Below are 18,680 nucleotides of genomic sequence, written 5' to 3'. Positions count from 1 at the left end.
TCATAACTGACAGACTGCTATCGGGAGCAAGCCCCCTCCCACACTGGATTTATGGTGTTTTAAAGACTTTTGCTGCCTTATAAAAACAGATGTTCGTGGAGCCTCGCCGATGAAATCCTATGAAGTCAATTTTGACGGTCTAGTGGGGCCGACCCATAACTATGGCGGTTTGTCCTTCGGCAACGTCGCGTCCCAGAGCAACAGCCAGCAGCATTCCAACCCCAAGGAAGCCGCGTTGCAGGGCCTGCAAAAAATGAAAGCCCTGATGGACATGGGGTTTGTGCAAGGCGTGCTTGCACCGCAGGAACGCCCGGACGTAGCCGCTTTGCGCAGCCTCGGTTTCGGTGGCACTGATGCCCAGGTGATCGAGCAGGCGGCCAGGCAAGCCATGCCGTTGCTGGTGGCCAGTTGCTCGGCATCAAGCATGTGGGTGGCCAACGCCGCCACCGTCAGCCCGAGCGCCGACACGTCTGACGGCCGCGTGCACTTCACCGCCGCCAACCTCAACTGCAAATACCACCGCAGCATCGAGCATCCGACCACCAGCCGCGTGCTGGGGGCGATGTTTGCCGATGGCAAGCACTTCGCCCACCACGCCGCGTTGCCGGCTGTGGCGCAGTTCGGCGACGAAGGCGCGGCCAACCACACGCGTTTCTGCCGTGAATACGGCGAGGCGGGCGTGGAGTTTTTTGTGTTCGGGCGCAGTGCATTCGACCCGCGTTACCCCGCGCCGCAGAAATACCCGGCGCGCCAGACCCTCGAAGCGTCCCAGGCCGTTGCACGCCTGCACGGCCTGAAGGACGAAGGCGTGGTCTATGCCCAGCAGAACCCGGCGGTGATCGATGCCGGCGTGTTCCATAACGACGTGATCGCGGTGGGCAATGGCGAAGTGCTGTTCTATCACGAGGATGCGTTCCTCAATACCGAACCGATGCTCGCCGAGCTGCAAGGCAAGTTGGGCAAGCTGGGCGGCAACTTCCAGTCGGTGTGCGTGCCACGTGCGCAGGTCAGTGTCGAGGACGCGGTGCGTTCCTACCTGTTCAACAGCCAATTGCTGACCCGCCCGGACGGCTCGATGCTGTTGATCGTGCCGGAGGAATGCCGTGCCAACGAACGTGTGTGGCACTACCTGCAAGGCCTCACCGCCTCCGGTGGGCTGATCCGCGAAGTGAAGGTGTTCGACCTCAAGCAAAGCATGCAGAACGGCGGTGGCCCGGCGTGCCTGCGCTTGCGCGTGGCGCTGAACGAAACTGAACTGGCGGCCGTGAACCCAGGGGTTATCATGACCGCGCCGTTGTACGACACGCTGACCCAGTGGGTCCACAAGCACTACCGCGACAGCCTGCGTGAAACCGACCTGGCTGACCCGCAATTGCTGCTTGAGTGCCGGACGGCACTGGATGAATTGACGCAAATCCTTAAACTGGGCTCGGTTTATCCTTTCCAGATCAATTAATGCCGCACGGCTGAGAGCTTTTATTTATGACCGACACCCTGCAACTTATCCTTGAAGACACCGACGGCACCCAGTTGGAAACCTCCTGCACCCGCGTCGCCGTGGTCTGGCAGGGCAAGGAGATCTGGATCCAGCACGACGGCCGCGGCCAACTGCTGATCGGCGTGGATGTGGAAGAAGGCGATGCCGAGTACGCCAACCTGCTGATGCGCCCACTGGCCACCAACCTGATGAGCCTGCAACTGGAAATGGAACCGGCCGACGTCGAAGGTGATGACGACGATCACGTCCACGGCCCAGGCTGCAACCACTAAGGAAGCTGCGTATGCTCGCCCTCGGCAAACTGCTTGAACTGACCCTCGCCGGTCGCGAACCGGCGCAAGAAATTCAACTGACTGTCGACGGCGTGCAGATGCGCTGGCTCAGCGAGGGTGCGCTTGAAGTGCGCCCGCCGCAGGCTCGGGACAACGGCGGCGACCTGCTGCTGTCGTCCGGCATCCATGGCAACGAAACCGCGCCGATCGAACTGCTCGACCGCCTGTTGCATGGCATCGCCCGTGGGGAGATCAAGCCCCGCACCCGTATTCTGTTCCTGTTCGGCAACCCCGAGGCCATGCGCCGCGGCGAGCGTTATCTCGAACTGGACATCAACCGGCTGTTCAACGGCCGTCATGAAAGCAACATCGGCCCCGAAGCCATGCGCGCCGCCGAACTGGAGCAACTGGCCCGCAGCTTTTTCAGCCAGCCTGGCCGTTCGCGCCTGCATTACGACCTGCACACGGCCATCCGCGGCTCGAAGATCGAGCAGTTCGCCCTGTACCCCTGGAAGGAAGGGCGCCAGCACTCGCGTCGTGAGCTTTCGCGCCTGCGCGCCGCCGGCATGGAAGCGGTGCTGATGCAGAACAAGGCCTCGATCACCTTCTCGGCCTTTACCTACGAGCAGTTGGACGCCGAGGCCTTCACCCTGGAACTGGGCAAGGCCCGGCCGTTCGGGCAGAACCAGGGGGTGGATGTGTCGCGCCTGGAGCTGCGCCTGAAGCAGATCATCGAAGGCACCGAGCCTGAGGCTGACAGCCTCGACGGTCTGAAGCTGTTTGCCGTTGCGCGGGAGGTGATCAAGCACAGCGACGCCTTCCTGCTGCACCTACCGGCAGACGTGGAAAACTTTTCGGAATTGGAAAAGGGCTATTTGCTGGCCGAAGACGTGGCGAAGACCCGCTGGGTGATCGAGGAGGAGGGCGCACGCATCATCTTCCCCAACCCGAAGGTCAAGAACGGCTTGCGGGCGGGGATTCTGATTGTGCCGACTACAGAGGCCGGTCTGGCGTAGATCTCAAGGCTCGTGTAGTTCCAAATGTGGGAGGAGCAAGCCCCCTCCCACATTTTGTTTGGCGGTGTGGCTTAGACCGCTACCGCACGCGGTTCGCTGCGACGGATCGCACGGACTTTGTGCAGCGTGTCGGCGCAGGTGCGTGCCGCTTCCTGGCCCTTGTGCACGAAGTGATCGTGGAAGAATGCATGGTGTTCGCTGCCCGCATGGAAATGGTGTGGGGTCAGGGAGACCGAGAACACCGGTACTTCTGTTTCCAGTTGCACTTGCATCAGGCCACTGACCACCGACTGGGCGACGAATTCGTGACGGTAGATACCACCGTCCACCACCAGTGCGGCGGCGACGATACCGGCATAACGGCCGGTCTTGGCCAGCAGTTTGGCGTGCAGGGGCATTTCAAAGGCGCCGCCGACTTCGAAGAAATCGATGTCCGATTCCTGGTAGCCCTGAACGAGCATTTCGGCGAGGAAGCCTTTACGGGATTGGTCGACAATATCCTTGTGCCAGCAGGCCTGGATAAACGCGACGCGCTCGCCATGATGGTTTTTGCTTTTGCTGTCGATAGCGGTGGGTTGCATGTTCTGACTCCTGTTTAAGAAAAAAACAGGGCGTTATGAATCGAATGGGATTTAAGGGTACGCATGCGCGAACAGGCGCGCGGCCCTTAGGTGCCAATCCCGTTCTCTCTTCATCCGGACTATGACCGTCGGCCCCGGGATCACACCGGGTCTGCTGACCTTGTCGCCGTCCCGCGTGAGCAGTTCGAGGCGCCAAGCGCTCGCGGGCTATACACATTGCGTGTAATTACCGCCGGTGGGGAATTACACCCCGCCCTGAGAACGTTACCGCCAGAACCCTGGCGGCGGAGAGTTTTTAACATGGTTTTTCAAAAACTGCACGAGCGCCGTATCGATAAGCTATATCGGTTTGTTTGGTTGGTATTCGATTGAGTGCAGACGGGGCTTGATATTCCTCGGCTTTGCCCGCAGTAATCACTCACAAAAGGACTTATCCAACTTGCCCGAGGCCTGCTTCATGACTGTGATTGACCTGCGTAGCGATACTGTGACCCAGCCCACCCCCGGCATGCTCGATGCGATGGCCAGTGCCGTCAGCGGCGATGACGTCTACGGTGAGGACCCCAGCGTCAATCGTCTGGAAGCCGAACTGGCCAAGCGCCTGGGGTTTGCGGCCGCGTTGTTCGTGCCCACCGGCACCATGAGCAACCTGCTGGCGTTGATGGCTCACTGTGAGCGCGGCGAGGAATATATCGTTGGCCAGCAGGCCCACACTTACAAATACGAAGGCGGTGGCGCGGCGGTACTGGGCCTCGATCCAGCCGCAACCGCTGGAAGTGCAGGCAGACGGCTCCCTGGATTTGAAGCACGTGCTGGAAGCGATCAAACCGGACGATTTCCACTTCGCCCGCACCCGCCTGCTGGCACTGGAAAACACCATGCAGGGCAAGGTGTTGCCCTTGGATTACCTGGCCCAGGCGCGGGCCTTTACCCGTGAGCATGGCCTGGCTCTGCATCTGGACGGGGCGCGCCTCTATAACGCAGCAGTCAAGTTGGGGGTAGACGCGCGGGAGATCGCCCGGCATTTCGATTCGGTGTCGGTGTGCCTGTCCAAAGGCCTCGGTGCGCCGATTGGCTCGGTGCTATGCGGCTCCACCGCGCTGATCGCCAAGGCCCGCCGTTTGCGCAAGATGGTCGGCGGCGGCATGCGACAGGCCGGTTCTCTGGCGGCAGCCGGGTTGTATGCGCTGGATCATCAGGTGCAGCGCCTGGCTGACGACCACGCCAACGCCCAGTGGCTGGGGGACCAATTGCGCAAAGCGGGGTATGAGGTGGAGCCGGTGCAGACCAACATGGTCTATCTGCGCGTCGGTGACCTGGCCCCGGCGCTCCAAGCCTTTGCCGCCGAACGCGGGATCAAGTTGAGCGCCGCGCCGCGCCTGCGTATGGTCACCCATTTGGATGTGAGCCGGGCTCAGATTGAGCAGGTGCTCAAGGCATTCGTCGATTTTTCGCGCAAATGAGCGTGTTGACCGTCTAATTGAGCTTCTCTATCGCATAAACACGCTGTACCACCGGCAAAGGGCCGATATAATGCGGCCTTTTGCCGTCGCTCCGTCTGATGATGTTGCGCACTGGCCTTTGGCCGCAGCCTCCGTGGAAGAACCTAATGAAAAGCGCAGAAATCCGTGAAGCCTTCCTTCGCTTCTTCGAAGAGCAAGGTCACACCCGTGTCTCCTCCAGCTCCTTGATCCCAGGCAATGACCCGACCCTGCTGTTCACTAACGCGGGGATGAACCAGTTCAAGGACTGCTTCCTGGGCCAGGAAAAACGCGCCTACACCCGCGCCACCAGCAGCCAGAAGTGCGTACGCGCCGGCGGTAAGAACAGTGACCTGGAGAACGTCGGTTACACCGCTCGCCACCACACATTCTTCGAAATGCTGGGTAACTTCAGCTTCGGTGACTATTTCAAGAAAGACGCGATTACCTTCGCCTGGACCTTCCTGACCGGCGTGTTGAAGCTGCCCCAGGAAAAACTCTGGGTCACCGTGTACGCCACGGACGACGAAGCGTATGACATCTGGACCCAGCACATCGGCGTGCCCGTCGAGCGCATGATCCGCATCGGCGACAACAAAGGCGCGCCGTATGCCTCCGATAACTTCTGGACCATGGGCGATACCGGCCCGTGCGGCCCCTGCACCGAGATTTTCTACGATCACGGCGCCGATATCTGGGGCGGCCCGCCAGGCTCGCCGGAAGAAGACGGCGACCGCTATATCGAGATCTGGAACAACGTGTTCATGCAGTTCAACCGCACCGCCGATGGCGTGTTGCATCCGCTGCCGGCGCCGTCGGTGGACACCGGCATGGGCCTGGAGCGGATCAGTGCGGTGATGCAGCACGTTCATTCCAACTATGAAATCGACCTATTCACCAACCTGCTGAGCGCGTCGGCGGCGGCCATTGGTTGCGCCAATGAAAGCCAGTCTTCGCTCAAGGTGGTGTCGGACCACATCCGTTCCTGCGGTTTCCTGATCGCCGACGGTGTGCTGCCGTCCAACGAAGGCCGTGGCTACGTGTTGCGCCGTATCATCCGTCGCGCTTGCCGTCACGGTAACAAGCTGGGCGCCACCGGCAGCTTCTTCTACAAAATCGTGGCCGCGCTGGTTGCCGAGATGGGCGAAGCGTTCCCGGAACTCAAGCAGCAGCAAAGCAACATCGAGCGTGTGCTTAAGGCCGAGGAGGAGCAATTCTCCAAGACCCTGGAACACGGCCTGAAGATTCTGGAGCAGGACCTGGCTGAGCTCAAAGGCACCGTGGTGCCGGGCGACGTGGTGTTCAAGCTCTACGACACCTATGGTTTCCCGATGGACCTGACCGCCGACATCGCCCGTGAGCGTGAGCTGACCGTCGATGAAGCCGGTTTTGAGCGTGAGATGGAGGCCCAGCGCGTGCGTGCGCGTTCCGCCAGCTCCTTTGGCCTGGACTACAACACCCTGGTCAAGGTTGACGTACCGACCGAGTTCACCGGCTACAACGCAACCGTTGGCTCGGCCAAGATCGTTGCCATTTACAAAGACGGCAAATCGGTCGACGTGCTGAACGAAGGCGACGCGGCGGTGGTGGTCCTGGACCAGACGCCGTTCTACGCCGAATCCGGTGGCCAGGTCGGCGACTGTGGTTTCCTGAGTTCGACTTCCGGGCGCTTTGAAGTGCGCGACACCACCAAGACCGGCGGTGCGTTCCTGCATCACGGCGTGCTGGTGCTGGGCAACCTGACCATCGGTGCGCCGGTCGACACCCAGGTAGATGCCGATGTACGCCACGCCACCGCGCTGAACCACTCGGCCACGCACTTGCTGCACGCCGCGCTGCGCCAGGTGCTGGGCGATCACGTTCAGCAGAAAGGTTCGTTGGTCGACAGCCAGCGCCTGCGCTTCGACTTCAGCCACTTTGAAGCGATCAAGCCTGAGCAGATCAAGGCCCTGGAAGACATCGTCAACGCCGAGATTCGCAAGAACACCGCCGTAGAAACCGAAGAGACCGATATCGAGACCGCCAAGGCCAAGGGCGCCATGGCGCTGTTCGGCGAGAAGTACGGCGACAGCGTGCGTGTATTGAGCATGGGCGGCGATTTCTCGGTAGAACTGTGCGGCGGTATCCACGCCAACCGGACCGGCGACATCGCCTTGCTGAAAATCATCAGCGAAGGTGGCGTGGCCTCTGGTGTGCGTCGTATCGAAGCGGTCACCGGCGCTGCGGCCCTGGCCTATTTGAATGCGGGTGAAGAACAACTCAAGGAGGCGGCCAGCCTGGTCAAGGGCAGCCGCGACAATCTGATCGACAAACTGTCCGCCGTGCTGGAGCGCAACCGTGCGCTGGAAAAACAGCTGGAGCAGTTGCAAGCCAAGGCAGCCAGCGCAGCGGGCGACGATCTGTCGGCTTCTGCGGTGGACGTCAAGGACGTGAAGGTCCTGGCCGCACGCCTGGACGGTCAGGACGGCAAGGCGTTGTTGGCCCTGGTCGATCAGTTGAAGAACAAGCTCGGCCGCGCAGTGATCCTGCTCGGCAGTGTCCATGAGGATAAGGTCGTTCTGGTTGCCGGTGTAACCAAGGACCTGACTGGCCAACTCAAGGCTGGTGATTTGATGAAGCAAGCCGCTGCGGCAGTGGGCGGCAAGGGCGGTGGGCGTCCGGACATGGCGCAAGGCGGTGGTGTAGACGCCGGTGCCCTGGACGCGGCCCTGGCCTTGACCGTGCCGTTTGTCGAAGCGGGTATTTAAGGCACAGCTGACTGGCCCGTGGTTCACTCGCGGGCCATGCGGTGTGGGTTGATTGGATATTAGGCGCCCCTTTACGGGCTGAGGCGGCTTGGAAATGGCTTTGATCGTACAGAAATTTGGAGGCACCTCGGTCGGCTCTGTTGAAAGAATCGAGCAGGTGGCCGACAAGGTTAAGAAGTTCCGCGATGCCGGCGACGACCTGGTGGTGGTGCTGTCGGCCATGAGCGGCGAGACCAATCGCCTGATCGATCTGGCCAAGGCCATTAGCGGCGACCAGCAACCGCTGCCGCGTGAGCTGGATGTGATCGTGTCCACCGGTGAGCAGGTGACCATCGCCTTGTTGGCCATGGCGCTGAACAAGCGTGGCGTACCGGCGGTGTCCTACACGGGCAGCCAGGTGCGCATCCTTACCGACAGTGCGCACACCAAGGCGCGCATCCTGCAAATTGATGATCAGAAAATTCGTACTGATCTGAAAGCAGGCCGCGTGGTAGTTGTAGCGGGTTTCCAGGGTGTGGACGAGCACGGCAACATCACCACCCTCGGGCGCGGTGGTTCGGACACCACCGGTGTGGCCCTGGCTGCAGCCCTCAAGGCTGATGAATGCCAGATCTACACCGATGTGGACGGCGTCTACACCACCGACCCGCGCGTGGTGTCGGTGGCCCAGCGCCTGGACAAGATCACCTTTGAAGAGATGCTGGAAATGGCCAGCCTCGGTTCCAAGGTGTTGCAGATCCGCGCGGTGGAGTTCGCCGGTAAGTACAACGTTCCGCTGCGCGTATTGCACAGCTTCAAAGAGGGTCCGGGCACCCTCATTACTATTGATGAAGAGGAATCCATGGAACAGCCGATCATTTCCGGTATCGCTTTCAACCGTGATGAAGCCAAGCTGACTATCCGTGGCGTGCCAGACACCCCGGGCGTGGCTTTCAAGATTCTGGGCCCTATCAGCGATGCGAATGTTGAAGTCGACATGATCGTGCAGAACGTCTCGCACGATAACACCACCGATTTCACCTTCACTGTGCACCGCAATGAGTACGATGCGGCGCTGAAAATCCTGGAGAACACTGCGCGCGAAATTGGCGCCCGCGAAGTGGTGGGCGATACCAAGATCGCCAAGGTCTCGATCGTGGGTGTAGGCATGCGTTCCCACGCCGGCGTTGCCAGCCGCATGTTTGGCGCACTGGCCAAGGAAAGCATCAACATCCAGATGATCTCCACCTCGGAAATCAAGGTCTCGGTGGTGATCGAAGAGAAGTACCTGGAGCTGGCTGTACGCGCACTGCATACCGCTTTTGAGCTGGACGCTCCGGCCCGACAGGGCGAGTGATGTGTTGCCAGGAAGGCGCGGACTACCGCGCCTTTCCTTTTTTTGTAGGGCGCATGGTCTTTTGCCTGCGCTCGACAATACTTAGGCCGTTAGGGCTGCGTCCATCAGGTCGTAGGTCGAACGCCTTTTTTTTGCAGACTGTTGTTCCTGAACTGAAATGCGTGAGGAGAAAGGTATGCTGATTCTGACTCGTCGGTGCGCAGAAAGCCTGATTATCGGTGATGGCGAAATCACCGTGACCGTGCTCGGCGTCAAAGGCAATCAAGTACGTATCGGGGTTAACGCTCCGAAAGAGGTAGCGGTCCACCGCGAGGAAATCTACCTGCGGATCAAGAAAGAGAAGGACGAAGAACCAAGCCTTTAATTTTTATCGTTTTTTATGTTTGCAAACGGGGATGAACGTGGTTAATATACGCCCCGTGTTGCGGAGAGCTGGCCGAGTGGCCGAAGGCGCTCCCCTGCTAAGGGAGTACACCTCAAAAGGGTGTCGGGGGTTCGAATCCCCCGTTCTCCGCCATTATTTGCTTAGTACGTTGCGGTCTGGTTTTTTCGTTAAGTTGTTGAAGTTAAACGAAAAAATAGCTTTACATAGAGATTGAACGGCCTATAATGCGCGGCAACAAATGCACTCGTAGCTCAGCTGGATAGAGTACTCGGCTACGAACCGAGCGGTCACAGGTTCGAATCCTGTCGAGTGCACCATTTAAGAGTTAGTTGCAGCAATGCAGGTAGCTTGGCTTCAGCCAGTTGTGATCTGGTCTAAAAACACAATCTGCACTCGTAGCTCAGCTGGATAGAGTACTCGGCTACGAACCGAGCGGTCACAGGTTCGAATCCTGTCGAGTGCACCATACAAACAAAAAGCCCGCCTAGTGCGGGCTTTTTGCCGTCTGGGGTTTGAGTAAGATTTATCCCAAGCGCTGTTTTTCTCTCGCCTTCATGTGTTTTCCTTTCGCGCTGCGTCGTCGCAGATCCTAGATGCAGCCAATACTCAACTTTGGCTCGCAAGCGCTTGTTCTTTCCAGTTTTTTGACGTTAAAACCAGCCGAGCGGTGTATCATTGCGCCCGTCAGCCCCGCCGGGGCTTGTGGAATACCTCCATGGACTTACCCAGTAGTTACTCAGTACCCCGTTTTACCAATCATGAATTGACTGATTGATCCTTCCGGCGTGCCCCGCTGCTGGGAGTGGAGTTCGCCTATGACCGAAGTAGAAGTAAAGAAAACACAAGAAAGCCTGCAGGATCGCCTGGCTCAAGTCATCGAGCTGCTGCAGCGCCAGCGTGTGGTCGAAGACCTCACGCACCGCCAGGAAGGTCCGCATCACGACCGCGTTGAAAACCTGGTCCATCGGCAAAATCTCGTCGAGTTGCAGCGCAAGCTCGACGACCTGCACTCCGCCGACGTCGCCTACATTCTCGAAGCTTTGCCGCTCGATGATCGACTGACCCTCTGGCAGTTGGTCAAGGCTGACCGCGACGGCGACATCCTCCTCGAAGTATCCGACTCGGTCCGTGAAACCCTGATCGCCGACATGGACGATCACGAACTCCTGGCCGCGGCCAAGGAGATGGACGCCGACGAGCTGGCTGACCTGGCGCCTGAGCTGCCTCGAGATGTTGTCCACGAGCTGATGGAGGCTCTCGACGGCCAGCAGCGTGAGCGTGTGCGCTCCGCGTTGTCCTATGACGAGGACCAGGTCGGCGCCCTGATGGACTTCGAGATGGTCACCATTCGCGAAGACGTCAGCCTGGAAGTGGTACTGCGTTACCTGCGCCGGCTCAAAGAGCTGCCGGGCCATACCGACAAGTTGTTCGTGGTCGACTACGAAGGCATTCTCAAGGGGGTGCTGCCGATCAAGCGCCTGCTGGTCAACGACCCTGAGAAGAAAGTGGCTGATTTAATGGCCAGCGATACCGTGAGCTTTCATCCGGATGAAGATGCCTACGATGCGGCGCAGGCGTTTGAGCGTTACGACTTGATTTCGGCGCCGGTGGTCGACAAAAACGGCAAGTTGATCGGCCGTCTGACCATCGATGAAATGGTCGACCTGATTCGTGAAGAAAGTGAAACCGAAGTCCTCAACATGGCGGGTTTGCGTGAAGAGGAAGATATTTTTGCGTCAGTCTGGCGTTCGCTGCATAACCGCTGGGCCTGGCTGGCCGTTAACCTGATTACCGCGTTTATCGCTTCTCGGGTGATCGGCTTGTTCGAAGGCTCCATCGAAAAACTGGTGGCCTTGGCGGCATTGATGCCGATTGTGGCGGGTATCGGCGGCAACTCCGGTAACCAGACCATTACCATGATCGTGCGGGCAATGGCGCTGGACCAGGTGAGTACGGCTAACTCTTCGCGCCTGTTGCGCAAGGAGCTGGCGGTGGGGCTGGTCAACGGTCTGGTGTGGGGAGGCGTGATCGGGGTTGTCGCCTACTTGCTGTATGGCAGTTGGTCCCTGGGGGTGGTCATGACCGCCGCCATGACCCTCAACCTGCTGCTGGCTGCGTTGATGGGGGTGCTGATCCCCATGACGCTGGCACGTCTCGGTCGCGACCCTGCCATGGGGGCCAGTGTCATGATCACTGCCATGACCGACAGTGGCGGTTTCTTCATCTTCCTGGGGCTGGCGACAATCTTCCTGCTTTGATCCCTTGTGGGGGCGGCTTGCGTTGGTGAGCAAGCTTCCCTTGCCGCAGCAGGCCGGCCCCAACCCTTGCCCAGTCCGGGCGCCCTTGAAAGACGCGCAAAAAAAAGCCAGCACATGGCTGGCTTCGGCTATCAGTTGCAGATCAATTGGCTTCTGCGGCTGCCTCTACGTCGTGCGCGATAAGCGAGACCAGGGCATTTTGCTGGCGATGGGAGAGCTGACGAAAACGCTGCAGCAGTTCGCGTTCGTGCAGTGACAGCTCTGGGCTGTCCAGGCGCATGCTCAACTCGTCGCCCAGCGCACCTTCCTGAATAAGGCTTTGTTCCAGGCGCGCGATGATTTCAGAGTTCATGCTGCGATGATGATTGCGAGCCACCTCGGCAATGCGTTCCCGCATTCCGTCTGGCAGACGTACGACGAACTTGTCAGCCGTACGGCTTGAATAGATTGCCTGTTTCAATGGGCGCATATATTTAACCGGTTAGTTCAGGGGAGCGGTTTTTGGAATTGGCCGCAAGATGAGTGTTAAGACAAGACTCACGACCAAAGTTCAACCCGAATTGCAAAGAGGCCGCATCATGCCTCAGATTTGCCAGTTCCTTGGCGTCAATTCTGTGACAAATATTGAACTGCCTAAAGGCTTTATGCCAGCACTCATTTGCATTTTTGCGGACTGGTTGGAAAAATCTTTCGCGCGGGATGCCCAGGGCGATTTCCGCGCAGAACCAAGCTGCATAAGGGTTTGAGGCCGAACATCCTATCGCAAACTGGCCTTTTGCCCTGTTGTTTAAGACTAGTGGCAATTTGCTGATTTACTAGGTTGAGGCGACATAAGGTAGGGCGGGGAACGGGCTAGCGCAAAATCGGGTCGAACTTGATGCGTCGGCCTACGATAAGCGTCAGCAGCAGAAGGCAGGCGAATACGCCGCTGGCAATCTGTGCGGTGGTGTGGCCGGTTCCCAAGCCGAACCCGGCGGTGGCAATGAACAGGCACAGAAACAGCCAGGCAGATTTGCTCATGAGTGCTTTTCTCAGAAAACCCAATGTTCAGAGGCTGGCGAAGCCTGACTACCTTGAGCCAAGCGCAGTGGCGCTTGCGCGGTCGGGGTCATCACCGCCAGTTGCGGGCGTTGTTGCAGATGGTGTGGCACGGCCTGGCTGATCTGCGCGGGGTCGTTGCTGCCGGTCGATTGGAAATGAAACATCACCAGCGCAGCCAGGGCGACGGTATTGAGGGCTAACAGAAGGGCACTGTTCATGGTCATGTTCTCCGTTTAACGCCGTGGCTGAGGGGGTTCACATGAAACATTGCAGGTCGCGTGCCAATCTATTATTTCAATAAAATCAAAGGGTTGAGTCTATCTTGAGTGGCTTTCGGGTTGCAATTTGCAATGCTGGCATTTTGTCGCAGTGCATTCTGCACGATGGCGTCATGTGCCGGTGTTTACAGGGTTGAGCGACGATCGCATTCGCAAGTATCGGCCTACGCTCAAAAAGCCCACGGACGACATGACAAAACCTAACTCGACCGTTAACATGCACGCCGTCCGTCGCAGTGCCCCTGAGCCCGATGGCTGTCATTTGTCCCAGTAGCTCAATTGGATAGAGCATCCCCCTCCTAAGGGGAAGGTTGGCCGTTCGAACCGGCCCTGGGACACCATATTATTCAAGGCTTGTAGCGCTTTTTTTTCTTCTCTTGGCTCTCATGTGGACAGCGTGGGTGCAGCAGTAACAATTCAGGCAGAAAAAATCCCCGCTAAGGTTTGACCTGGTGAGACTTTTTTCGCCGGATGGTGACGAAGAATGCTTATCCGTTGTGCTACGGAGTGAGAGATTTCCCCCACCGCTTGGTTACGGTTTGGATTTCGAGCCCCATTACCTGAATACTCACTTCCAATCGGTGGTATTCAGGCGATGTCAGGCGGGCGGTCATGATCGTCGTTGCTATGCTCTTACCCCGATGAAGAGGTCCAAGCTCATCGGCAATTGTTCATTGATTGCTAAGGCAATTTGCTGCACTTGGTTTTCTGTTAGTGGAAGCTCTCCGTCGGCCTCCGCCGCCAAACTTTTCCAGCCCAGCACCTCCATAACCGCTTGCTGAAACTCAGGGCTTATATCGAGCTCAAATTTAATTGAGTCATCTTCGTTGGCGTCAGCGAGAAACCCCGTAATTTCTAAAAACATCTTGGCCCTCCAATATCACTTTGATGTGGTACGTCCTGGTTCAGCGTCCTTTGTTCGCTCTCCTGTTCCTGGGTTGAACTCCCCCAGGTGCTTGCCTTGTTTGTCGTATAGCTCGACTCTGCCGTTCTCATAATCCCATTCATAAATTCTGCCTTTGCGATCTTTCCAACGACTTCGTTTTTTGCCTGCGCCCTGGACACTCGACATCTGTTTTGCGCGTATTGCATCTGGGCTACATTTTTTATTGGCATTCGGTCTTTTCACCTACCAATCGAACCTTGCCGCCGATCGAGGTTCACAGCAGGTGCGTCGTGTCTTTTATCGTAACGATGTACCTTGCACGCCACCCGGCAGCGTCTGAGCGGTTAAGCAAAATAATCCCCGGAAACAGCCTCTGCCGCCTGTCCGGAACCTGCCACCCGGGACTATCATGCCGATAGCCCTGTTTCTAACTGCAAGGAGCCGCTCGGAACGCCGATGCGCCAGATCTGGAAATCTTTTCGAGCCCTTTATTTCGCTTCCTTGATGATGCTGATCGGCTCCGGCCTGCTCAGTACTTACCTGGCCTTGCGCCTGGCGGCTGACCATGTCGACAGCTTGTGGGTGGGTGCGCTGATGGCGGCCAACTATTTCGGCCTGGTGCTGGGCGGCAAGATCGGGCATCGCCTGATCGCCCGGGTCGGGCATATTCGCGCGTATGCGACCTGTGCCGGTATCGTCGGTGCGGCGGTGCTGGGGCATGGTTTGGTCGACTGGTTGCCGGCCTGGATCGTGCTGCGGGTGATCGTTGGCCTGGGCATGATGTGCCAGTACATGGTGATCGAAAGCTGGCTCAACGAGCAGGCGGATGCCAAGCAGCGTGGCGTGGTGTTCAGCGGCTATATGATCGCTTCCTACCTTGGCTTGGTGTTGGGGCAGTTGATTCTGGTCATGCATCCCCAACTCGGCCTGGAGTTGTTGATGCTGGTCGCGCTGTGCTTTGCCCTGTGCCTTGTGCCGGTGGCCATGACCCGACGCATCCACCCCGCGCCCCTGCACCCCGCACCGATGGAGCCGCGTTTCTTTATCAAGCGCGTGCCGCAGTCGCTGAGCACGGTATTGGGGGCGGGGTTGATTGTCGGCTCTTTCTATGGCCTGGCACCGCTGTATGCGTCCCAGCAGGGGCTCACCACCGAGCAAGTGGGTTTGTTCATGGGTAGCTGCATTTTTGCCGGACTGCTGGTGCAGTGGCCGCTGGGATGGTTGTCTGACCGCTATGATCGCGCGCTGTTGATTCGTTGTTTTGCCCTGTGCCTGGCGGTGGCGGCATTGCCGCTCGCAATCATGACCCAGGTGCCGCTGGAGGTTTTGTTCGTCGCAGGCTTCCTCTGCTCGCTGGTGCAGTTCTGTTTATACCCGCTGGCCGTGGCGTTTTCCAATGACCATGTCGAAGGTGATCGCCGCGTGTCGCTGACAGCCATGTTGCTGGTGACATATGGTATCGGCGCCAGTATCGGGCCTTTGCTGGCGGGTGTGGTGATGAAGATGTTCGGTAGCCAGATGCTTTACGCGTTTTTCAGCCTGTGTGCGTTGATTCTGGTGTGGCGCATCCGGCCAAAAGCCGTCACCAACCTGCACCAGGTGGAGGACGCCCCCCTGCATCACGTGGCGATGCCCGACAGTATGTCCAGCTCACCGCTGGTGGCTGCACTTGACCCGCGGGTGGATGAGGCCGTGGTCCAGGAGCAGATGCAGACCACTGCGCCTGAGCCTGAGCCTGAAACCGAGCCAGAGCAGCCGCCGATAGAGGAGCCAGGCTGCGAAGCGCCATCCGAGCATCCGGACCCGGACGAGCATCCCCATGACCTCAGCAGGGCACGCCCCTGAACGAAAAAAAACGGGCAGATCCCCAAAGGATCTGCCCGTTTTTTTGTGACTGTCCCGTCCTGAATAAGGTTTACACCTTCTGATCTGCTTTTCAGGAGGACGTAATGGAATCAGTAAAAAGGCGCAGTCAGCGAGACTACACGTTGACCTTCAAATTATCGGTCGTCGATCAGGTCGAAAAAGGCGAGCTGAGTTATAAAGAGGCTCAGGAGCGCTACGGGATTCAAGGCAAAACGACCGTTCTGACCTGGTTACGCAAGCACGGTCGGCAGGATTGGAGCCCGGGCACATACATTGGCTCGCCGAGGATGGGGTCTATGCCCGACAAAAACCGACCATTAACGCCAGAGCAACGCATCAAAGAGCTTGAAGAGCAGTTGGCGCTGTCCAATCAGAAAGCGCAGTTTTTTGAGGCAGTCGTGGATGTCTTGAAAAATGACTACGGTCTCTCTGTCGTAAAAAAGCGTCCCGGCAAGTCCTCGCCCAAAAACGAATCCAAAACCTGAGCATCAGCAGGGCTTGCCAGTTCATGGGGATAAGCCGCCAGGCTTACTACAAACGCAATCGCGCCGATGCGGCACGTCTCGCTCTGGATCAGAAAGTTGCCGATTTCGTTCAGCAAAAACGTCAGCGGCAGCCACGTTTGGGCACCCGAAAGCTGCATTACTTGCTGCAGTGCCAACCTCAGCTTGAGCTGCAAGTGGGTCGAGATCGCCTGTTTTCGATTCTGCGTGAACGGCGTTTATTGGTAGCCCGCAAGCGGGCGTATCACAAGACAACCGACAGCCATCACCGCTTTCGGCGTCATCCAAACCTGCTCAAACCCGGCCCTGATCAAGTTATTCCCAGCGGCCCGGAACAAGTCTGGGTGGCTGACATCACCTATCTGCCCACTCAGGAAGGTGTGGCCTATTTGAGCCTTGTGACGGATGCTTTTTCACGAAAGATCGTGGGCTATCACGTCCATGAAAGCCTGCACACCGAGTCGGTCGCGCAGGCGCTGCGCCGAGCGGTGAAATATCGTCGAACGGAGCAGCCGCTGGTGCATCACTCAGATAGAGGCAGCCAATATTGCTCGGGAATGTATCAGGAGTTGCATGCGAAGCACGGCATCAGGTGTTCGATGACGGATGGCTATGACTGCTACCAAAACGCCTTGGCAGAGCGGGTCAACGGGATATTGAAGACAGAGCTTTTGCTCCAGCGGCCACAGGATTTAACGCAGGCGAAGAAGATGGTCAGCGAGTCGGTATCGATCTACAACCGTGAGCGTCCACACCTGTCTTTGAAATACAAAACGCCCGATGCGATGCATCGGGCGTTAGGGTGAAACAGGTGTAAACCTATTTCAGGACTAGACAGACGACCTGTATGTATTAAAAATCGTCGTCTTTATCGAACCGTCGCGCTTCACGCTGCAACTGGTACACAAAGCGCTCGACCTGGCGCTGTACCAGCCCACTCATGTTGTGGAAGCGTACGCCGGCAAAGGTGGTATTGATCTTTTCTTCGAAGTGCAGGTAACGCAATTCGACCGAGGTGGTCATGCTGCCAAAGGGCAGGGCGGCAATAAATCGGTCGTAGACCTGGCCCAATTGCAGGCGCTCGGAGATATTGCCTTCAAAACGCAGCTTGCAGCCGGTGGCGGAAATATCCAGCAATTTACCGTTGACCGGCGCCTTGAGTTTTTCGCCACCCAGTTCGATGTTGACCAATTGCGCCAGCTTCAACGCGGCACGGAACGCATTTCGACGCTGATGGTAGACCACCTCGTCCGGCAGGCTGCCGGTGTAAATGCGGTGGCCGTCTTTCGCGCTGATAGCCAGGGTGCCCTTGCTTTCCCAGGCAACGCGAACGCCATCGTGGAAGCCTTCGATGCGGAAGGGCTCGCCGCTCTCAAGGTAGCGTTCGCCGTCGCGTGGAATCATTTCGTCCAGTGCCAGCGTGTTGCTGTCACGGTTGACGTCCACCAGATAGCTTTGGAAGCGCTGGCTGCGTTCGTGGAAGGTGATGATCAGCGGGTCATGGCTGTCTTGCAGCATCCGCAAGGTGCCGGCGATTTCCAGAGGCGTGGTGAGCACCTTGGGTGGCTGCGGGGCATCTTCCGCATTAAGGGCGTTGAACACGGTTCTTCCATCTCCAGACAAAATACGACTACACGCAAGAACCGGCATTTTGCCAGCATGTGGCGCGCCTTGGATAGGGCGCACGGTAAACCGATGTCAGGCTTGGCTGCGGGTGCTTGGTTTGACCAGACGCGAGGTGGAACCCTGGGCGTTATACAGCGCCGGCGGCTCTCCGCCGTGAAGTATGCGTAACTGGTTGGCGGTCGTGGCTTGCTGAAGCTGGATCGACTGACCGTTGAGCCGGTTGGCTTCCTGGCACTGGGCGAGCAACTGATTGAGTTCTTTGCTCTGGGACAGCAATTGGTCGCCAACCGAGGAGTGGCTGGCCAACTGCGCCAGGCCGTCATGGTCTGCCGGCAGGCCGAGACTACTGAGGATCTGGCTGCGTTTTTTGCCGTGTTGCTCCAGCAGCACAATCAGCGATTGCTTGCGCGCCAGAATTTCTTCCAGCAGCGGCATATCCCGGCCATAGAGGGCCAGGGATTCTTCTTTGAGCAGCTCGAGCAATTGTTGCGTCGGCGCTAGATCATCAATGATCAGTTGCAGCAAATTTTCGTCGTGATGCATGGCTGGCCTTGGGGTTTAAGCGTCCAAAAGCCCTGCGCAGGCCTTTGCCTAGCGCTCGGCTTCGAAATTAAGCAGCTTGCTGGCTACACGGTTGCTGTCGACTTTATAGCTGCCATCGGCGATTGCCTGTTTCAACTCGGCCACGCGGGCTTTATTGACCACTGGTTGATCGCGCAGCGAGTCAGTGACCTTCTGCAACTGTTGAGCCTCATTGCTCAGGTGTACGGATTCCCCGCTTTGGCTGACGCTGGCCTGTTCTGTCAGCGGCTGGGCCTTGGCTTCGACGCTTTCTTTGGCAGCGCTGGTACGCGTAGCGCCTGACGTCGACGGGGTGTTATTCAAACGGCTGAAATCGATGACCAT

The 18,680-nt window shown here is 58.2% G+C and carries 17 protein-coding genes, 4 tRNA genes, 2 pseudogenes and 1 riboswitch; of the genes and pseudogenes, 14 read left to right on the top strand and 9 right to left on the bottom strand.

From position 1 onward, the window contains the following. The first annotated feature begins 109 nt into the window (after nt 1–109). From astB to astE, 3 genes are read left to right on the top strand one after another with little or no spacing between them, the layout of a single operon-like run. Nucleotides 110–1,456 (top strand): N-succinylarginine dihydrolase, encoded by a 1,347-nt coding sequence (astB, locus tag AB4O25_RS12035; RefSeq protein WP_017529420.1) that lies wholly within the window; start codon nt 110–112, stop codon nt 1,454–1,456. 26 nt (nt 1,457–1,482) lie between these two features. After that, a complete protein-coding gene (locus tag AB4O25_RS12030; RefSeq protein WP_017529421.1) occupies nt 1,483–1,770 on the top strand; it encodes a hypothetical protein in 288 nt (95 codons plus the stop codon). An 11-nt stretch (nt 1,771–1,781) separates the two neighbouring features. Further along, nucleotides 1,782–2,786 carry a succinylglutamate desuccinylase gene (gene astE / locus AB4O25_RS12025; protein WP_460150886.1) on the top strand — a complete coding sequence of 335 codons (1,005 nt, stop codon included), beginning with the start codon at nt 1,782–1,784 and terminating at the stop codon, nt 2,784–2,786. 71 nt (nt 2,787–2,857) lie between these two features. Here astE and AB4O25_RS12020 read toward each other — a convergent pair whose 3' ends face one another. After that, complete coding sequence (locus AB4O25_RS12020; protein ID WP_003175649.1) at nt 2,858–3,367, bottom strand: 6,7-dimethyl-8-ribityllumazine synthase; 510 nt, start codon at nt 3,365–3,367, stop codon at nt 2,858–2,860. Between the two features lie 97 nt (nt 3,368–3,464). Then, a riboswitch (FMN riboswitch) is annotated at nt 3,465–3,634 on the bottom strand. 190 nt (nt 3,635–3,824) lie between these two features. On the opposite strand from AB4O25_RS12020, the pseudogene ltaE reads away from it, so the two are divergent. From ltaE to mgtE, 8 genes and pseudogenes are all read left to right on the top strand, one after another. After that, a pseudogene (gene ltaE, locus AB4O25_RS12015) lies at nt 3,825–4,830 on the top strand (low-specificity L-threonine aldolase). Nucleotides 4,831–4,976: 146 nt separating this feature from the next. After that, the gene (gene alaS, locus AB4O25_RS12010) at nt 4,977–7,595 is read left to right on the top strand and encodes an alanine--tRNA ligase (protein ID WP_017529424.1); all 2,619 of its coding nucleotides are present in this window, start codon (nt 4,977–4,979) and stop codon (nt 7,593–7,595) included. Between the two features lie 94 nt (nt 7,596–7,689). Continuing rightward, nucleotides 7,690–8,931 (top strand): aspartate kinase, encoded by a 1,242-nt coding sequence (locus AB4O25_RS12005; RefSeq protein ID WP_017529425.1) that lies wholly within the window; start codon nt 7,690–7,692, stop codon nt 8,929–8,931. 175 nt (nt 8,932–9,106) lie between these two features. Beyond that, complete coding sequence (gene csrA, locus AB4O25_RS12000; RefSeq protein WP_003175645.1) at nt 9,107–9,295, top strand: carbon storage regulator CsrA; 189 nt, start codon at nt 9,107–9,109, stop codon at nt 9,293–9,295. 62 nt (nt 9,296–9,357) lie between these two features. Further along, nucleotides 9,358–9,448, top strand: a tRNA-Ser gene (locus AB4O25_RS11995). Between the two features lie 108 nt (nt 9,449–9,556). Continuing rightward, a tRNA-Arg gene (locus tag AB4O25_RS11990) sits at nt 9,557–9,633 on the top strand. 72 nt (nt 9,634–9,705) lie between these two features. After that, nucleotides 9,706–9,782, top strand: a tRNA-Arg gene (locus tag AB4O25_RS11985). A 349-nt stretch (nt 9,783–10,131) separates the two neighbouring features. Further along, nucleotides 10,132–11,574, top strand: a complete 1,443-nt coding sequence (mgtE, locus tag AB4O25_RS11980) for a magnesium transporter (protein ID WP_017529426.1) — start codon at nt 10,132–10,134, stop codon at nt 11,572–11,574. A 142-nt stretch (nt 11,575–11,716) separates the two neighbouring features. On the opposite strand, the gene AB4O25_RS11975 is transcribed toward mgtE, so the two are convergent. The 3 genes from AB4O25_RS11975 to AB4O25_RS11965 form a co-directional block, all read right to left on the bottom strand. Continuing rightward, complete coding sequence (locus AB4O25_RS11975) at nt 11,717–12,043, bottom strand: Arc family DNA-binding protein (RefSeq protein ID WP_003175643.1); 327 nt, start codon at nt 12,041–12,043, stop codon at nt 11,717–11,719. 383 nt (nt 12,044–12,426) lie between these two features. Next, a complete protein-coding gene (locus tag AB4O25_RS11970) occupies nt 12,427–12,594 on the bottom strand; it encodes a PA3371 family protein (RefSeq protein ID WP_017529427.1) in 168 nt (55 codons plus the stop codon). An 11-nt stretch (nt 12,595–12,605) separates the two neighbouring features. Further along, nucleotides 12,606–12,833, bottom strand: a complete 228-nt coding sequence (locus tag AB4O25_RS11965; protein ID WP_017529428.1) for a hypothetical protein — start codon at nt 12,831–12,833, stop codon at nt 12,606–12,608. Between the two features lie 324 nt (nt 12,834–13,157). Between AB4O25_RS11965 and AB4O25_RS11960 the strand changes: the two genes are divergently transcribed. Beyond that, nucleotides 13,158–13,234: transfer RNA gene (locus tag AB4O25_RS11960), tRNA-Arg, on the top strand. A gap of 284 nt (nt 13,235–13,518) precedes the next feature. On the opposite strand, the gene AB4O25_RS11955 is transcribed toward AB4O25_RS11960, so the two are convergent. Together AB4O25_RS11955 and AB4O25_RS11950 are read right to left on the bottom strand one after the other, a co-directional pair. After that, nucleotides 13,519–13,758 carry a pyocin S6 family toxin immunity protein gene (locus AB4O25_RS11955; RefSeq protein WP_116079770.1) on the bottom strand — a complete coding sequence of 80 codons (240 nt, stop codon included), beginning with the start codon at nt 13,756–13,758 and terminating at the stop codon, nt 13,519–13,521. A 15-nt stretch (nt 13,759–13,773) separates the two neighbouring features. After that, nucleotides 13,774–13,965 (bottom strand): colicin E3/pyocin S6 family cytotoxin, encoded by a 192-nt coding sequence (locus AB4O25_RS11950; RefSeq protein ID WP_080598162.1) that lies wholly within the window; start codon nt 13,963–13,965, stop codon nt 13,774–13,776. A gap of 270 nt (nt 13,966–14,235) precedes the next feature. Between AB4O25_RS11950 and AB4O25_RS11945 the strand changes: the two genes are divergently transcribed. Both AB4O25_RS11945 and AB4O25_RS11940 read left to right on the top strand, forming a co-directional pair. Beyond that, nucleotides 14,236–15,624, top strand: a complete 1,389-nt coding sequence (locus AB4O25_RS11945; protein WP_460150885.1) for an MFS transporter — start codon at nt 14,236–14,238, stop codon at nt 15,622–15,624. Between the two features lie 104 nt (nt 15,625–15,728). Next, nucleotides 15,729–16,982 (top strand): annotated as a pseudogene (locus tag AB4O25_RS11940) (IS3 family transposase). An 18-nt stretch (nt 16,983–17,000) separates the two neighbouring features. On the opposite strand, the gene AB4O25_RS11935 reads toward AB4O25_RS11940, so the two are convergent. The 3 genes from AB4O25_RS11935 to flgM form a co-directional block, all read right to left on the bottom strand. Then, a complete protein-coding gene (locus AB4O25_RS11935) occupies nt 17,001–17,750 on the bottom strand; it encodes a flagellar brake protein (RefSeq protein ID WP_017529454.1) in 750 nt (249 codons plus the stop codon). A gap of 96 nt (nt 17,751–17,846) precedes the next feature. Then, nucleotides 17,847–18,317 (bottom strand): flagella synthesis protein FlgN, encoded by a 471-nt coding sequence (locus AB4O25_RS11930; RefSeq protein WP_017529455.1) that lies wholly within the window; start codon nt 18,315–18,317, stop codon nt 17,847–17,849. 48 nt (nt 18,318–18,365) lie between these two features. Further along, nucleotides 18,366–18,680, bottom strand: a complete 315-nt coding sequence (flgM, locus tag AB4O25_RS11925; RefSeq protein ID WP_017529456.1) for a flagellar biosynthesis anti-sigma factor FlgM — start codon at nt 18,678–18,680, stop codon at nt 18,366–18,368.

Source organism: Pseudomonas sp. S3_A03 (genome assembly GCF_054668275.1).
Note: the sequence above shows the minus strand (reverse complement) of the source record. Positions and strands in the feature narration are given on the sequence as shown.

Excerpts from the sequence above, each read along its gene's own strand:
- astB (WP_017529420.1), top strand. The coding sequence starts at position 110 with ATGAAATCCTATGAAGTCAATTTTGACGGTCTAGTGGGGCCGACCCAT.
- AB4O25_RS12030 (WP_017529421.1), top strand. The coding sequence starts at position 1,483 with ATGACCGACACCCTGCAACTTATCCTTGAAGACACCGACGGCACCCAG.
- astE (WP_460150886.1), top strand. The coding sequence starts at position 1,782 with ATGCTCGCCCTCGGCAAACTGCTTGAACTGACCCTCGCCGGTCGCGAA.
- AB4O25_RS12020 (WP_003175649.1), bottom strand. The coding sequence starts at position 3,367 with ATGCAACCCACCGCTATCGACAGCAAAAGCAAAAACCATCATGGCGAG.
- alaS (WP_017529424.1), top strand. The coding sequence starts at position 4,977 with ATGAAAAGCGCAGAAATCCGTGAAGCCTTCCTTCGCTTCTTCGAAGAG.
- AB4O25_RS12005 (WP_017529425.1), top strand. The coding sequence starts at position 7,690 with ATGGCTTTGATCGTACAGAAATTTGGAGGCACCTCGGTCGGCTCTGTT.
- csrA (WP_003175645.1), top strand. The coding sequence starts at position 9,107 with ATGCTGATTCTGACTCGTCGGTGCGCAGAAAGCCTGATTATCGGTGAT.
- mgtE (WP_017529426.1), top strand. The coding sequence starts at position 10,132 with ATGACCGAAGTAGAAGTAAAGAAAACACAAGAAAGCCTGCAGGATCGC.
- AB4O25_RS11975 (WP_003175643.1), bottom strand. The coding sequence starts at position 12,043 with ATGCGCCCATTGAAACAGGCAATCTATTCAAGCCGTACGGCTGACAAG.
- AB4O25_RS11970 (WP_017529427.1), bottom strand. The coding sequence starts at position 12,594 with ATGAGCAAATCTGCCTGGCTGTTTCTGTGCCTGTTCATTGCCACCGCC.
- AB4O25_RS11965 (WP_017529428.1), bottom strand. The coding sequence starts at position 12,833 with ATGAACAGTGCCCTTCTGTTAGCCCTCAATACCGTCGCCCTGGCTGCG.
- AB4O25_RS11955 (WP_116079770.1), bottom strand. The coding sequence starts at position 13,758 with ATGTTTTTAGAAATTACGGGGTTTCTCGCTGACGCCAACGAAGATGAC.
- AB4O25_RS11950 (WP_080598162.1), bottom strand. The coding sequence starts at position 13,965 with ATGTCGAGTGTCCAGGGCGCAGGCAAAAAACGAAGTCGTTGGAAAGAT.
- AB4O25_RS11945 (WP_460150885.1), top strand. The coding sequence starts at position 14,236 with ATGCGCCAGATCTGGAAATCTTTTCGAGCCCTTTATTTCGCTTCCTTG.
- AB4O25_RS11930 (WP_017529455.1), bottom strand. The coding sequence starts at position 18,317 with ATGCATCACGACGAAAATTTGCTGCAACTGATCATTGATGATCTAGCG.
- flgM (WP_017529456.1), bottom strand. The coding sequence starts at position 18,680 with ATGGTCATCGATTTCAGCCGTTTGAATAACACCCCGTCGACGTCAGGC.